Here is a 13339-nt window from a genome sequence, read left to right on the forward strand (position 1 = left end):
AATACAATTACAAGTATTCATAAACAATTTCTATTTAACGACAACGTTCTTTTCCCCGAGCTGGTGTTTGAGCTCGCGGATCATCACGTCGTTTAGGCTGACCCACATATTCGAGGGAGCCCTGACCTGACGCTTTGTGTCCGCCAGATAGAATATCACCGGCGTCCTGCCGTCAAAAATATCGATCACACGCTTTGCGCGGCGGTACATCTCGGTATTGAGGTCGTCTATCTTGATATAGAGCGCCGTCGGATTCTTCGGGATAACGCCGGGATTCTGCAAAGGCTTTGAAGCTTGTGAATTTATATTCTCCGCCTGCTGCGCGGGCAGCGGAGTGTTTTCACATTCCTCGTTCGGGCGCGCCTTGTCAACCGAATCGCAGATGATCTTAGCGGACTGATTCTCCCTGAAATCGAGAGTGCCCTTTACCATTACAACGTTGCCCTCTATCAGATGAAGCGCGCACCGCTCGTAGACGTTCGGGAAAATCACCAGCTCAATCGAGCCGAAGCGATCCTCGACCGTCGCGTAAGCCATGAGCTTGTGGGTGCTCGTCTGGATCGTGCTCGCCTTTGCGACTATGCCGACGACCGTGACCTTCTGCCTGTCGCGGTACTCGGATTCATCGGAGATTATCTCTCCTATGCTGTCCGCTTTAATTCTTTTTGAGAATAATGAGCACTTGTCGACCGGGTGACCGCTGATGTACATTCCCGCGATCTCCTTTTCCATTCGCAGAAGCTCGTCATCGGGAAATTCAGGCAGCTCAGGCACCACAGGCTCGGTGGATTTCACCTCCCTGCCGCCCATGTCAAAAAGCGACATCTGACCGTTGAGGTTGTGCTTCGATTCGTAGTCAAGGTCATCGAGAACCGCCTTGCTCATGGTGAGCATCTGTCTGCGGTTGGCTCCCAAGCCGTCAAGAGCTCCGCATTTTATCAGGCTTTCAAGCGCGCGGCTGTTCATGCTCCTGCCGTAGTTTCGCTTGCAGAAGTCGTAAAATGAGCTGTAGGGCTTCTGACGTCTCTCGTATACGATCTGGTCGATAAACTGCCTGCCGAGATTTTTTACGGCGAGCAAGCCGTAGCGGATATCCCTGCCGCTGACCGAAAAGCCGAGAATGCTGAAATTGACGTGCGGCGGCAAAACACGGATGCCGAGGGTCTTGCACTCGGCTGTGTATTTGGCGAGCTTGCTCTGGTCGTCGAGAAAGTTCGAGAGAAGCGCCGCCATGTATTCGCGCGGATAATGAACCTTGAGCCACGCGGTCTTGTAGGAAACAAGAGCGTAGGCGGCGGCGTGGGACTTGTTGAACGCGTACCGGGCAAAGCTCTCCATCTCGTTGAAAAGCGACTCCGCGACGCGCCTGTCAATTCCTCTGCGCAGGCAGCCCTCTGTGATGATATTGCCGTTTTCGTCGGTCTCACCGTTGATGAAAACATCTCTCTCGTGCTCCATGACGGAGGCTTTTTTCTTGCTCATCGCGCGGCGGACGATATCAGCCCTGCCCAGACTGTAGCCCGCAAGAGTGCGGAGAATCTGCATTACCTGCTCCTGATAGACTATGCAGCCGTAGGTCACGCCTAAGATATCCTTGAGCAGCGGGTGCTTATACTTCACCTTTGACGGGTTGTGGCGGCACTCGGTGTATTTCGGGATGCTGTCCATGGGTCCCGGACGGTAGAGAGATACAACGGCTATCAGATCCTCGATCCTGTCGGGCTTCAAACGCGTCAGAACGCTCTTCATACCGTTGCTCTCGAACTGGAACACGCCCTCGGTAAGCCCTTTTGAGTACAAATCGTAGACCGCAGGGTCGTCGTCGCGCATTGCTTCGGGATCGTAATCGGGGTGTGAACGTCTGATAAGCTTTTCAGCGTCGCTTATTACGGTGAGGTTCCTCAGACCGAGAAAGTCCATTTTTAGAAGTCCGAGCTCCTCTATAGTAGTCATTGTGAACTGGGTAACGACGTTGTCGTCCTTTTTTGAGAGCGGAACGTAGTCGGAAACAGGATTTTCAGTGATAACAACTCCCGCCGCGTGCATGCCCGACTGTCTCGGCATGCCTTCGACGCGCATGGCGTAGTCGAGCAGCTCCTTTATCTGAGGATCCTCGTCATAGCGGCGGCGGAGCTTGTCATTCGCCTTCAGCGCGCGGGCGATAGTTATGTCCAGCTCGCGCGGGATCATCTTAGCGATTTCGTCAACAGCAGCGTATGACATTCCCATCACCCTGCCGATATCGCGGATAGCCTGTCTGCCGCCGAGGGTGCCGAAGGTGACGATCTGGACTACGTTGTCCTCGCCGTACTTGCGGACTACGTAATCGATGACCTCTCCCCTTCGTTCGGCACAAAAGTCAATGTCGAAATCCGGCATGCTGACTCGCTCCGGATTCAGGAAGCGCTCGAATATCAGGTTGTATTTTATGGGGTCAACCGCGGTTATTCCTATGCAGTAGGCGCACAGCGAACCCGCGCCCGAACCTCTGCCGGGTCCTACGGGAATTCCGTTGGACTTGGCGTACTGCACAAAATCGTTTACTATCAGGAAATAATCGACAAAGCCCATTTTATTGATTATTCCTATCTCGTACTCAAGGCGGTCGACAAGGCTTTTGTCGGGGTTTTCGCCGTAGTGCCTGTACAAACCCTTGTAACACTGACGGCGGAAGTAATCAAGGTGGTCTTCGTTATTGGGAACCGTGTAGTGCGGCAGTCTGCGCACGCCGAATTCAAAATCGACGTTGCAGCGCATGGCTATGTCGTGGGTATTCTCGAGCGCCTGCGGGTATTTTGAGAATACCTCGCGCATCTCGTCCTCGGTCTTGAGATAGAACTCGTTCGTCTTGAATTCCATTTTGTCGGGGTCGTCGAGGGTGCGGTTGGTCTGTATGCACAGGAGAATGTTCTGTATTACATTGTCTTCTTTTTCTATATAATGGCTGTCGTTCGTGGCGACGAGTCCCACGCCTGTTTCGCCGGCGATGCGAACCAGATCAGGGATAATACGCCGCTGTTCATCGATGCCGTGATCCTGCAATTCAATAAAAAAGTTGTCCCTGCCGAACAGGTCGCGGTAATACTCCGCCTTCTTTTTGGCGCCGTTGTAATCACCCGCGGAAAGCTTGCGCGGAATCTCGCCCGCAAGACAGGCTGACAGGCAGATAAGTCCCTCGTGGTACTGCTCGAGAAGGCTGTCGTCGATACGCGGCTTTGAGTAAAAGCCCTCGGTGAAGCCCTTAGATACGAGCTTTATCAGGTTGTGGTAGCCTGTGTTGTTTTCGCAGAGCAATACCATGTGGTAGTATTTTTCAAAGGAATTTGTCTTGTCAAACCGCGACTTTGGCGCGACATATACCTCGCAGCCGATCACGGGGTGAATGCCTTCCTTGATACAGGCGCGGTAAAAATCTATCACTCCGTACATGACGCCGTGATCGGTGATAGCGATGGAGTCAAAGCCCTTTCTTTTTGCGGCGGCAGCGATCTGACTTATACGGCACGCGCCGTCAAGCAGGCTGTATTCGGTATGAACATGGAGATGTGTGAATGCCATAATTTATTCTCCTGTGGCGACGGCGGTTGTCTTTCCGTCCGAAAAGGTAAGGGTGAGCTTGTCGCCCTTATTTATCTGAGTCTTGCTTCTGATAAGCCTTCCGTCCGCTTCGACTATCGAATAGCCGTGAGCAAGTACAGTCAGCGGATTAAGGCTCTCAAGCTTTGCCGCCGCTGATTTGATGATATGCCCGCAGTCGCTGAGCTTGCGGTCAACCGCGTTTTGCATTCGATGCTCAAGCAGCCTGAGATTTCCGTCGTATTTATCAAAGGATTTCTGCGGCGAAAGAGCGTCGATCATACGTCCGAGCTCGGTCAGCCGCTTGGAATTTAACTCGTAGGCTTCGTTAACCGCAGAATTCATAGCCCTGTGCAGCGAGCTGTACTTTGCCTTCAGCTCCATACGGTCTGGCACTGCGAGAACAGCGGCGGCTGTGGGCGTTGAAGCCGCTGCGTCGGCGACGTAATCGCAGATCGTGTGGTCGATTTCGTGACCGACGGCGGAGATTATCGGGGTTTTGCAGTCATAAACCGCCCGTGCGAGCGCTTCGTCGTTGAAAGCCCAAAGCTCCTCGATCGAACCGCCTCCTCTGCCGATTATTATTGTGTCGCACAAGCCGGAAGCGTCAAGCTCCCTGACGGCGGCGACAAGCTGTGTAGGCGCAGCTTCCCCCTGGACAAGCGTGGGATAAAGAATAATATCAACACACGGAAAACGCATGCTGATATTGTGGGTGATGTCCTTTATCGCCGCTCCCGTGGGAGAAGTGATAACGCCGACCGTGCGCGGGAACTGAGGGATAGGCTTCTTGTGCTCTGCGGCGAATAAGCCCTCGGATTCGAGCCTTTTTTTCATCTGCTCAAACGCGAGACTCAGCGCGCCTATTCCGTCGGGCTGCATATCCTCGATAATGAGCTGCAGCCGTCCGCTCGGCGGATAAAAATCGATCCTGCCGCGGCAGATGACCTTCAAGCCGTTCTCGGGGCGGAACACCACGCGGCACGAATCGCCCATGAACATTGCGGCGTTTATTACCGCGCCGCTGTCCTTTAGCATGAAATAGTTGTGCTTCGCGCCCGAAAAAGGAGATTTCAGATCGGTGATTTCTCCCGTCACTATGACGTTCATCAGGCGCGGGTCGCTCTGGAGAACGCTGCGCAGATAGCTGTCGATCTGCGAAACCGTAAGCACGGTCGGTCTTGTGATTTTAGATGTATACATTTTCAAACGCCCTGTAACAAAGATAAGCGATTCCCGCCGCGTTATCAGAGGAGAAAACAGGCTCGGCAAAAACCGCGTTGTATTTTTCTACAAAAGAATTTTTAATGATTTTATTCGACATGACTCCGCCCGCGTAGACAACAGGCATAGATCCGTATTTTTCAAAAACCGCATCTGTCATGGCTTCGAGAGACGCGCGTATGGATTCGATGCAGAACGCCGCGACATATTCCCTGCTTTTTCCGTCATTCAAAAGCTTTTGGCAGCGGTTCTCGACGCCGCTCAGGCAGCAGTCGCAGCCCTTGAGCGTAGGACGTACCCTGATCGGCTCGGTATTTTTTTGCGCAAGGCGTTCAAGCTCAGGTCCGCACGGAAAACGCAGTCCGAGCATCAGCCCTACCCTGTCTACAGCCTGACCCGCGTTGAGATCGAGCGTCTTTGCTGCCATATCCACAGAAAAACCGTATCCGTCGCCCTTTGCGATAACCGCCTCGGTGGTGCCGCCGCTGACGTGAAAGGCGAGGAACTCCTTGTCAAACAAATCATCTCTCCCTGCGCTGTACAGAGCCGCCGCGATATGTCCCTCCTGATGCGAAAACACAAAGAGCGGAACCCTGAGCACGGCGGATAAAATTTTTGCCGTGTTTTCTCCGACTGTGAAACACGGCATATAGGAGCCTTCAACCGGACGCGGCCGAGTGGACGCGCCTATTGCGGCTATTTCTCTTGGGTTTATGTTTTCGATGAGCTCCGTAAAAAGGGTGTGAAGCTGAGCTGTGTGGTGAAAGACCGCGTCGCTCTGGCGCAGACCGAGCTGTCCCTCCCTTACGGGAAGGAGCTTCTTTTTCTGTACGAGCTCACCTGTCGCGGAATTATAGAGCGCGACTGAGGTTGTGTAATTCGAGGTATCGATTCCGAGAAAAAGGCTCATTTCTCCGCCTCTTTCGCGCGTACCAGTGAGCCGAGAATGCCGTTGACAAAGGCGCTCTCGTCAATCGTGTATTTTTTCGCAAGCTCAACCGCCTCGTTGACGGCTACACCGTCGGGCACGTTGTCGAGGTAGAGTATCTCGTAGGCGGCAAGGCGCAAAATCGCAAGCGACGGCTTGGAAATGCGCTTGAGAGTCCAGCCTTTTTTGAGATACTTGGACAGCTCGGCGTCAATCTCCTCGCCCTTGACCTCCATGCCTGAAACGACCGCCTGCGCGTAACCGCAGACTCCGCCGCGGAACATCTCGGCGTTATCCTCAATCGTCTCCTCGAGCGGCTCGTCGTCAAAGGACTTTGAAAACAGGAGCATAAACGCCTGCTCTCTCGCCTCGCTTCTTGTAAGCTTTACTTCATTGTTTTCTGTTTCGCACATAATACAACCAACTTTACATTAATATTCCATTTTATTATATCACACCGGTGAAAAAATGTAAACGGAAAAACCGCACTTCGTTCTGTTATACGGAAATTTTATCAATCAGCCCCTGCATATCTTCCGGGACAGGAGCTGTAACGGTAATTTTTTCGCCCGATACCGGGTGAATAAAGCTCATTTCACCGCAATGCAGAGCCTGACGGTCTATCAGACTGAGCGAGCCGCCGTAAAGGTCGTCGCCGAGCAGCGGATGACCGATATGGCTCATATGGCACCTTATCTGATGAGTTCTGCCCGTTTCAAGAACGAGCGAGATGCACGAGTATTCTTCTGAGCTGAAAAGCGACTTATAGTGCGTGACCGCCGGGCTGCCGTTTTCGAGTACATGACGGACGATTTTTGAGTCCTCGCGCAAGCCTATGGGTTCATTGACGGTTCCGCTGCCCTCAAGTCTGCCGTGAACAAGCGCGCAGTACGTCTTGTCGACAGAATTCTTGAGCTTAAAAACCGAATACTTGTCCTTGGCGATCAGCACAAGCCCCGAGGTGTTGCGGTCGAGGCGGTTATGAGCGCGGAATACAAATTCGGCGCCGCTTTTTTTGGCGTAGGCGGTCACAAGGTTCGCGAGAGTGTTAGTCCGGTGCTGCTTTACGGGGTGTACCGGCATGAACGGCGGCTTGTTGACAACAAGAACATGCTCGTCCTCGTAACGGATATCAAGGCTGCCCTCTACCGGTTCGATAAACGAGCTGCCCTCGCCGGGAAGATTTATTACGATCTGAGCGCCGGAAACGACCGGGTCGATGGTGCGCAAAATTTTTCCGTCCATCAGGATTCCGTCTTTTTCTCGCTTTAGGCGTGTTATCATTCTTGTAGAAAGACCGCAGCGGCTCTTGAGGAACCACTTCGCGGTCATGCCGCCGCATTCTTCGGGGACGGTAAATACAAGGGGTTCAGCCATTGATAAACCCCCATACGACGAAAAAAGCGGCGAGCTGAGCGATAATAATCAGCGGAATGCCCAGCATAAATTTAATATGATTAGTCTTGTGGCGGATAATCAGCATTGTAAAGAACATCGCAATACTTCCGCCCAGCGCAGAAAACAGCAAAAGCACGCTCTCGCGTATTCTGTATTTATGTCTGCGGGCGCGGCGTTTGTCGCTTATTGTGATGATGATCGCGATAAGGCTGATAATCGCAAGGTAAATATAAAAATATATCATAGTATCACCGAGGTTGAGAAAATTGAAGGTAAAAGAAATCGTTCCGGTCGCATTATGCTTTTTATTGTTCGCCGCGTCATTGGCATTCAGCGCGGCGTCGCCGCCCGATAAAACCGAGCCTGAGCCGCAAGAAGCGGCAACAGCGGAAGAAGCAAAGCCGGAACGTGAAATGCGCGGAGTGTGGATAACATATATGGAGCTGAGCATGGAAAACGAGGATAATCAGAGCGAGCCGGCGTTCCGCGAAAAGTTCGCGCACATGGCTCACACCTGCAAAAGCCTCGGCTTCAACACGCTGGTCGTTCAGGTCAGACCCTTTTCCGACGCGCTCTACAGCTCGCAGCTCTACCCCGCTTCGCATGTGCTTACCTCTGTTCAGGGTCAGGACGCGACTTACGACGCGCTTAAAATAATGTGCGAAATATGCCGCAGCTTCGGGCTCAGTATTCACGCCTGGGTCAACCCGTACCGCGTTTCGGCAAACGGAGTTCCGTCTGAGCTTTGCGATGAAAACGTTTTCGTCACTCACCCCGAATGGTGCATTGAAACAGACAGCGGCGTTATTCTTGACCCGTCAAGAGAGGAAGCGAGAGAGCTTATTGAGGACGGAGTGCTCGAGATCGCCGAAAATTACGACGTCGACGGAATTCAGTTTGACGACTACTTCTACCCCGCCGATATCGGAGAAGCCGATTATTCTCAGTATTCGGAATATCTGGATTCGCACCCGACGGAGGGGCTGAGTCTTGAAAGGTGGCGCGAGCTGAACGTCAATATCCTGCTGTCGGAAATATATATGAAAATCCATAACACCGGGAAGGATATCGTATTCGGGATCTCCCCTCAGGGCAACCTCGACAACAACGCGGCTCTGTCCGCCGATGTGGTGAGCTGGTGCTGCGCGAAGGGCTTTGCGGATTACATCTGTCCGCAGCTGTATTTCAGCCCGGACAATCCTAAGCTGGGCTTTGAAAACGCCGCGCAGGATTGGTGCGATCTGCCGCTCGCCGAGGGCGTTAGGCTTTACGCTGGACTTGCCGGCTACAAGGCGGGAACCGACGCCGATGAAGGAACATGGCTTGAAAGCAATGATATTCTAAAAACGGAATATAATATTCTAAAAAAGAAAAATGAGTTTTCAGGCATTATGCTGTTCAGCTATTCAAATCTTGAAAACGAGGACGCCGCCGGGGAAATCAAAAATCTTTGCAGCGAGCTGAAATCAGACTAATTCGCCTGTACAGCAGTCGTCGCCGACTGACAGCAGTCTGACCCTGCGCACCTCGCCGCAGAGCGAGTGATCCTCAGAATCGACATGAACTGGAGTGTAGTTCTTCGTATAGCCCTCAAGATATCCGTTTCTGAGCCGCTCAAAGAGCACCTCCTCGACCAAACCTGTCTGGGATTCGAGAAAGGCTTTTCTTTCATTCGCGACGAGCTCGCCCATGAGCTTTGCCCTGCGCTCCTTTTCTGCAGGCTCGACCTGACCGGGAGCGTCCGCTGCCTTGGTGCCCTTACGCTGCGAGTACGGAAAAACATGCACCTTCGCGAAGCCGACTGACTTTACGAAATCCATCGAGGCTTTGAAATCCTCCTCTGTCTCACCGGCGAAGCCGACCATAACGTCTGTCGTCATAGCGGAATTGTCAAACGCGTTTCTCAGGCGGTTGACGATCTCCATATACTCCGCGCTGTCGTAGTGGCGGTTCATAGCCTTTAGCGTTAAATCGCAGCCGCTCTGGAGTGAAAGGTGAAACTGAGGACAGAACTTTTCCTGCGCGGCAAGGCGGTCGATCAGCGGCTGAGTCATCTGCTCGGGTTCAAGCGAGCCGAGCCTGACGCGGGCTATTCCGTCTATTGAGCACGCTGTCTCCACGGCGTCGGCAAGGTCAAAGTCCTCGCCCTGTCCGTAAGCCGAGAGGTTTATTCCGACGAGCACGACCTCGCGGTAACCGTTCTGAGCGAGCGCTTCAAGCTCGCGCCTGAGCTCGTCAACAGGCTTTGAGCGGACTCTTCCGCGGGCGTAAGGAATGATGCAGTAGGAACAGAAGCGGTTGCAGCCGTCCTCGATTTTGATAAACGCGCGTGTGTGCTCGTTGAAGGACGAGACCGTCATTGGCTCAAACTGCGCTCCCTTGGAGATATGTGCGGGAATGTCGATGAGTCTGCCGCGGTCGGACAGATACTCCTCGATCGCGGGAATCAGGCGCTTTCTCTCTCTGTTGCCCAGAACGATATCGCAGCCCGCAAAACGCTCCGTCTCCTCTGGAAAAGCCTGCGGCATACAGCCTGTGAGAATGATAATTCCATCGGGGTTAACTCTGCGAAGGCGGTTGATAAGCTTGCGGTTTTTGGCGTCGCTGACAGAAGTAACGGTGCAGCTGTTGACGATAGTGATATCCGCTTTTTCTTTGTCGTCTGAAGGAATATATCCGTGGGCAATCAAGTCCTCGCGCATAGCCTGTGATTCGTACTGATTTACCTTGCAGCCCAGCGTTACTACATTAAAATTCATCATTATTGAGTCCTTTTTATTGAAAATGTTGATTTTGTAAAACTTTGTAATAATTGATTGATTATTTGCCGTTTAAATGGTATTATATCTTTGTAATAAAGATTACGACAAAGATATTTTCAGATAATGAGGTGCGCGCTTATGTATTCACTGCCTATTTCAGCAATGAACAAAAACGGTTTAATGGAAATTTTCGAAATTCTCTCTCACTATCCCAGTCAGATGATGATGCGCAGCGGCGATATCACCGTGGACGCTCATTCACTTATCGGCGTCTTTTCTCTCGACATTCATAAGCCTGTCGAGCTTCTTATGGAACACGAGCCGTCTGAAAGCCTTAAAAACGCGCTTTCAAGCTTTGTTCTCAGCAGAGTCGGCTGATCAATCGAATAAAAATATCTATGTAATCACAAGGGCGTGCAATGCACGCCCTATTTTTTTAACTATTCTTATCTACCTGATGAAAGGTCTTGAGGTTGCCGGTCTTTTCGCTGCGCTTGTCAAGCTCTGAAAGAACGTCCTCAAGCGGAATGCCCTGCTGAACCATCATTACGGTGAGGTGGTAGATCAAGTCGGCGATTTCATAGACGGTCTCGCTGTTGTCGCCGTTCTTTGCCGCGATGATAGTTTCGCTGCACTCCTCGCCCACCTTTTTCAGTATTTTATCCAGACCCTTGTCGAGCAGATAGCAGGTGTAGGAGCCTTCCTTGGGGTTGTCGCGTCTGTTTTCAACCGTCGCGTAAAGCGCGGAGAGTATTTCTCTGTCGTTCATATTATTCCTCATTTCAGTTTTTTAAAGAAGCAGCTGTGGTTTCCTGTGTGGCACGCGGCGCCTGTCTGTTCTACAGTTACAAGCAGGGTGTCGTCGTCGCAGTCGGCATAAATATCGATAACCTTTTGCAGATGACCCGAGGTCGCGCCCTTGTTCCACAGCTCCTGACGGCTCCGTGACCAGAACCAGGTAAAACCCGTTTCAAGGGTGAGCTGCATACTCTCGCGGTTCATGTAGGCGAGCATAAGAACCTCGCCTGTGGATTTTTCCTGCACGATCGCGGGAATAAGCTCTGATTTTTCAAAGTATTTATCCAGATCCATTACAATTTCTCCGTCATTTCTATCGCCTGTCTTAAATCGAGGGTGCCGCTGTAGATAGCCTTTCCGCAGATCGCTCCGTATACATTGAGCTCGGCGAGGTTGAGGATATCCTTGAGCACCGCAACGCCGCCGCTGGCGATGATGTTGCAGCTTACACTGTTGACAAGCTCGTCAAGCTGCTTGAGATTCGGGCCGGCAAGCGTGCCGTCCTGGTTGATGTCGGTAAAGACAATCGTGCACACGCCCGCGTCCTCCATGCGCTTGGCAAGCTCGATGTAGTTGATCTCGCTGTTGTCAAGCCAACCCTCGGCTCTGACCATTCCGTCCTTTGCGTCGATACCGACGACGATTTTGTCGCCGTACTCGCGGACGGAATCAATTACAAGCTGCGGATTCTTCACAGCCGCGGAACCGAGAATGACTCTGTCAATTCCTCTTGAAAGGTAGTATTCAACAGCCTTCATGTCGCGGATACCGCCGCCTACCTCAACGGAAAGACCCGAGGATTTCGCTACGTCGGCGATCAGATCCGCGTTTACGAGCTTAGCGTCCTTGGCTCCGTCAAGATCGACCATGTGCATCATCGAAGCGCCCGCTTCGGCAAAGGAACGCGCCGCGTCGTACGGAGAAGAAGCGACCTTGTTTGCTGTGGAATAGTCGCCCTTGAGAAGGCGGACTGCGCTGCCCTGATATATATCAATAGCGGGTAAAATGTACATTATAACACTCCCTTTGTGGATAACGGCTTGCCCGAGGCGTTTTGTTTTACGGCGAGACGCATTGCGTGAGCCGCCGCCTTGAACAGAGCTTCGGTGATGTGGTGGGAATTGTCGCCGTAAACGGATTTAAGATGCAGGGTTATGCCCGCGTTGAACGCGAATGCCCTCATAAACTCAACGGTCATCGCGCAGTCATAATCTCCGCAGCGAACCTGCGGAAAATCCGCGTCGAATACAAGAAACGGTCTGCCGCTTACATCTACGGACGCGAAGGCAAGGGCCTCGTCCATGGGAACATAAAAGCTGCCGAAGCGCTCAATGGAGCCCTTGTCGCCGAGAGCCTCGGCAAACGCCTTGCCGAGCACGATTCCCGTATCCTCAACGGTGTGGTGCTCGTCGACCTCCAAATCACCCTCAACCTCTACGGTAAGACCAAAGCCGCCGTGGGTCGCAAAGGAATTGAGCATATGGTTGAAAAAGCCGACGCCTGTGTCAATGCTGACCTCTCCTCCGTCAAGACAGAGAGACAGCCTGATGTCGGTCTCCTTAGTTTTTCTGTTTACGGTCGCAGTTCTCATGCTGTCACCTCAAAATATTCTTTTATAGAATAAAGAACCCGCTCTACCTCCTGCTCTGTGCCAGCCGTTATGCGCAGATAGCTTCCCATAAGGCGGACAACGATAGATTTTGACTTGAGGTAGGCAAAGATTTCCCCGGCACGGGATGTGCGGACAAATACAAAGTTTGCGACGCTCTCGATCGGGGTAAAGTCCGGCTGACTCTTTCCGAGACTTACCAGACCATTATACAATGTTTCGCGGTTTTTGACAATCGTTTTCTGACGGTTTTGCAAATATTCTTTGTTTTTATAGATCACCGCGCCGGCAGCCTGAGAAAAGCTGTTGACGTTATACGGCGACTTGACCGCCTTGATCGCGCGTGAAATAGTTTCGTTGGCTACAGCAAAGCCTAAACGGAGAGCTGCCGAGCCTACTGCCTTCGACGCGGTGCGGAAGATAATCAGGTTCGAATACTTTTCTACCTCATCGAGCAGGGACTGGTCCCAGAAGTCCATATAGGCTTCGTCGAGGATAACGAGCGCGTCGACAGAAGTTACAAGCCTGCGCGCTTCTTCGGCGGTGATTCCTCTGCCCGTGGGGTTGCAGGGATTTGAGAACATTACGAGGTTTATCCCGTCGCCGTTGACCTTCTCAATCAGCGCGTCTGCATCTATATCGAGGTCGTCATTCTTGATAAAGGTCTCGCACTCGACCTCGCAGATAGAGGAATAGAAGTTGTACATCGAAAAATCGGGAGATACGACGAGCATCTTGTCGCCCTTCTCGAGAAAAGCGGCTTCGATCAGGAAAATAAGCTCGTCCGAGCCGTTGCCCGCGGTTACAAGCGCCGGGTCTATTCCGTAGTATGAAGCAAAAGCCTCGACGACAGCGGTCGCCATCGGGTCGGGATAGCGATTGAAGGCGAGCCTGTCGATTTCAGCCTTGATTTCCTCACGCACAAATTCCGGGAGATTGTCGGGACACTCGTTCGCGTCGAGCCGCACCTCGTAGGTGCCGCTGATAGGTTCATAAGGAACAAGGTTTTTTATCTTATCATTTAATGTATACATTGAAATCATC

Annotated in this window: 14 protein-coding genes; 2 read left to right on the forward strand and 12 right to left on the reverse strand. The window is 52.2% G+C overall.

Annotated features, from left to right (window positions below; translation table 11 throughout):
- Positions 1–30: 30 nt before the first annotated feature.
- The 6 genes from KQI64_RS02160 to KQI64_RS02185 all read right to left on the reverse strand — a co-directional run bounded on the left by KQI64_RS02160 (position 31) and on the right by KQI64_RS02185 (position 7370).
- Positions 31–3558 (reverse strand): DNA polymerase III subunit alpha, encoded by a 3528-nt coding sequence (locus KQI64_RS02160; RefSeq protein ID WP_216523134.1) that lies wholly within the window; start codon positions 3556–3558, stop codon positions 31–33.
- 3 nt (positions 3559–3561) lie between these two features.
- Positions 3562–4779: an exodeoxyribonuclease VII large subunit gene (gene xseA / locus KQI64_RS02165; RefSeq protein WP_216523135.1), complete on the reverse strand. Its 1218-nt coding sequence runs from the start codon at positions 4777–4779 to the stop codon at positions 3562–3564.
- Positions 4766–5710 (reverse strand): peptidase M22, encoded by a 945-nt coding sequence (locus tag KQI64_RS02170; RefSeq protein WP_216523136.1) that lies wholly within the window; start codon positions 5708–5710, stop codon positions 4766–4768. Before KQI64_RS02170 ends, xseA begins: the two co-directional genes overlap by 14 nt.
- On the reverse strand, positions 5707–6141 hold the full coding sequence (gene nusB / locus KQI64_RS02175) for a transcription antitermination factor NusB (RefSeq protein WP_216523137.1): 435 nt from the start codon (positions 6139–6141) through the stop codon (positions 5707–5709). Before nusB ends, KQI64_RS02170 begins: the two co-directional genes overlap by 4 nt.
- Positions 6142–6226: 85 nt before the next feature.
- Positions 6227–7105, reverse strand: coding sequence for an RluA family pseudouridine synthase (locus KQI64_RS02180; RefSeq protein WP_216523138.1), 879 nt, complete (start codon positions 7103–7105; stop codon positions 6227–6229).
- The gene (locus KQI64_RS02185; RefSeq protein ID WP_216523139.1) at positions 7098–7370 is read right to left on the reverse strand and encodes a DUF1294 domain-containing protein; all 273 of its coding nucleotides are present in this window, start codon (positions 7368–7370) and stop codon (positions 7098–7100) included. Before KQI64_RS02185 ends, KQI64_RS02180 begins: the two co-directional genes overlap by 8 nt.
- 22 nt (positions 7371–7392) lie before the next feature.
- Here KQI64_RS02185 and KQI64_RS02190 point away from each other — a divergent pair, with 22 nt between their 5' ends.
- Positions 7393–8601, forward strand: coding sequence for a glycoside hydrolase family 10 protein (locus KQI64_RS02190; protein WP_216523140.1), 1209 nt, complete (start codon positions 7393–7395; stop codon positions 8599–8601).
- Here KQI64_RS02190 and mtaB read toward each other — a convergent pair.
- Positions 8593–9888: a tRNA (N(6)-L-threonylcarbamoyladenosine(37)-C(2))-methylthiotransferase MtaB gene (gene mtaB, locus KQI64_RS02195; RefSeq protein WP_253289155.1), complete on the reverse strand. Its 1296-nt coding sequence runs from the start codon at positions 9886–9888 to the stop codon at positions 8593–8595. The two genes, KQI64_RS02190 and mtaB, sit on opposite strands and share 9 nt — an antisense overlap.
- Before the next feature lie 180 nt (positions 9889–10068).
- On the opposite strand from mtaB, the gene KQI64_RS02200 reads away from it, so the two are divergent.
- Entirely contained in the window at positions 10069–10266 is a 198-nt protein-coding gene (locus KQI64_RS02200) for a hypothetical protein (protein WP_216523141.1), read from the forward strand.
- Between the two features lie 58 nt (positions 10267–10324).
- Here KQI64_RS02200 and hisE read toward each other — a convergent pair whose 3' ends face one another.
- Genes hisE through hisC form a run of 5 tightly spaced genes read right to left on the reverse strand, consistent with a single transcriptional unit; the run spans position 10325 to position 13329 of the window.
- Entirely contained in the window at positions 10325–10657 is a 333-nt protein-coding gene (gene hisE, locus KQI64_RS02205; RefSeq protein ID WP_216523142.1) for a phosphoribosyl-ATP diphosphatase, read from the reverse strand.
- A gap of 8 nt (positions 10658–10665) precedes the next feature.
- Positions 10666–10980 carry a phosphoribosyl-AMP cyclohydrolase gene (gene hisI / locus KQI64_RS02210; protein WP_216523143.1) on the reverse strand — a complete coding sequence of 105 codons (315 nt, stop codon included), beginning with the start codon at positions 10978–10980 and terminating at the stop codon, positions 10666–10668.
- Positions 10980–11699 carry a 1-(5-phosphoribosyl)-5-[(5-phosphoribosylamino)methylideneamino]imidazole-4-carboxamide isomerase gene (gene hisA / locus KQI64_RS02215; protein WP_216523144.1) on the reverse strand — a complete coding sequence of 240 codons (720 nt, stop codon included), beginning with the start codon at positions 11697–11699 and terminating at the stop codon, positions 10980–10982. The genes hisI and hisA overlap by 1 nt, the downstream gene beginning before the upstream one ends.
- Positions 11699–12277 carry an imidazoleglycerol-phosphate dehydratase HisB gene (gene hisB, locus KQI64_RS02220; RefSeq protein ID WP_216523145.1) on the reverse strand — a complete coding sequence of 193 codons (579 nt, stop codon included), beginning with the start codon at positions 12275–12277 and terminating at the stop codon, positions 11699–11701. The genes hisA and hisB overlap by 1 nt, the downstream gene beginning before the upstream one ends.
- Positions 12274–13329, reverse strand: coding sequence for a histidinol-phosphate transaminase (gene hisC, locus KQI64_RS02225; protein ID WP_216523146.1), 1056 nt, complete (start codon positions 13327–13329; stop codon positions 12274–12276). The genes hisB and hisC overlap by 4 nt, the downstream gene beginning before the upstream one ends.
- Between the last annotated feature and the right edge of the window lie 10 nt (positions 13330–13339).

Source organism: Lachnoclostridium sp. MSJ-17 (assembly GCF_018918205.1).
Lineage (GTDB): Bacteria > Bacillota > Clostridia > Oscillospirales > Acutalibacteraceae > Ruminococcoides.

What these genes read in the sequence shown, in the direction of transcription:
- KQI64_RS02160 (WP_216523134.1), bottom strand. Translation starts at nt 3,558, where the DNA reads ATGGCATTCACACATCTCCATGTTCATACCGAATACAGCCTGCTTGAC.
- xseA (WP_216523135.1), bottom strand. Translation starts at nt 4,779, where the DNA reads ATGTATACATCTAAAATCACAAGACCGACCGTGCTTACGGTTTCGCAG.
- KQI64_RS02170 (WP_216523136.1), bottom strand. Translation starts at nt 5,710, where the DNA reads ATGAGCCTTTTTCTCGGAATCGATACCTCGAATTACACAACCTCAGTC.
- nusB (WP_216523137.1), bottom strand. Translation starts at nt 6,141, where the DNA reads ATGTGCGAAACAGAAAACAATGAAGTAAAGCTTACAAGAAGCGAGGCG.
- KQI64_RS02180 (WP_216523138.1), bottom strand. Translation starts at nt 7,105, where the DNA reads ATGGCTGAACCCCTTGTATTTACCGTCCCCGAAGAATGCGGCGGCATG.
- KQI64_RS02185 (WP_216523139.1), bottom strand. Translation starts at nt 7,370, where the DNA reads ATGATATATTTTTATATTTACCTTGCGATTATCAGCCTTATCGCGATC.
- mtaB (WP_253289155.1), bottom strand. Translation starts at nt 9,888, where the DNA reads ATGATGAATTTTAATGTAGTAACGCTGGGCTGCAAGGTAAATCAGTAC.
- KQI64_RS02200 (WP_216523141.1), top strand. Translation starts at nt 10,069, where the DNA reads ATGGAAATTTTCGAAATTCTCTCTCACTATCCCAGTCAGATGATGATG.
- hisE (WP_216523142.1), bottom strand. Translation starts at nt 10,657, where the DNA reads ATGAACGACAGAGAAATACTCTCCGCGCTTTACGCGACGGTTGAAAAC.
- hisI (WP_216523143.1), bottom strand. Translation starts at nt 10,980, where the DNA reads ATGGATCTGGATAAATACTTTGAAAAATCAGAGCTTATTCCCGCGATC.
- hisA (WP_216523144.1), bottom strand. Translation starts at nt 11,699, where the DNA reads ATGTACATTTTACCCGCTATTGATATATATCAGGGCAGCGCAGTCCGC.
- hisB (WP_216523145.1), bottom strand. Translation starts at nt 12,277, where the DNA reads ATGAGAACTGCGACCGTAAACAGAAAAACTAAGGAGACCGACATCAGG.
- hisC (WP_216523146.1), bottom strand. Translation starts at nt 13,329, where the DNA reads ATGTATACATTAAATGATAAGATAAAAAACCTTGTTCCTTATGAACCT.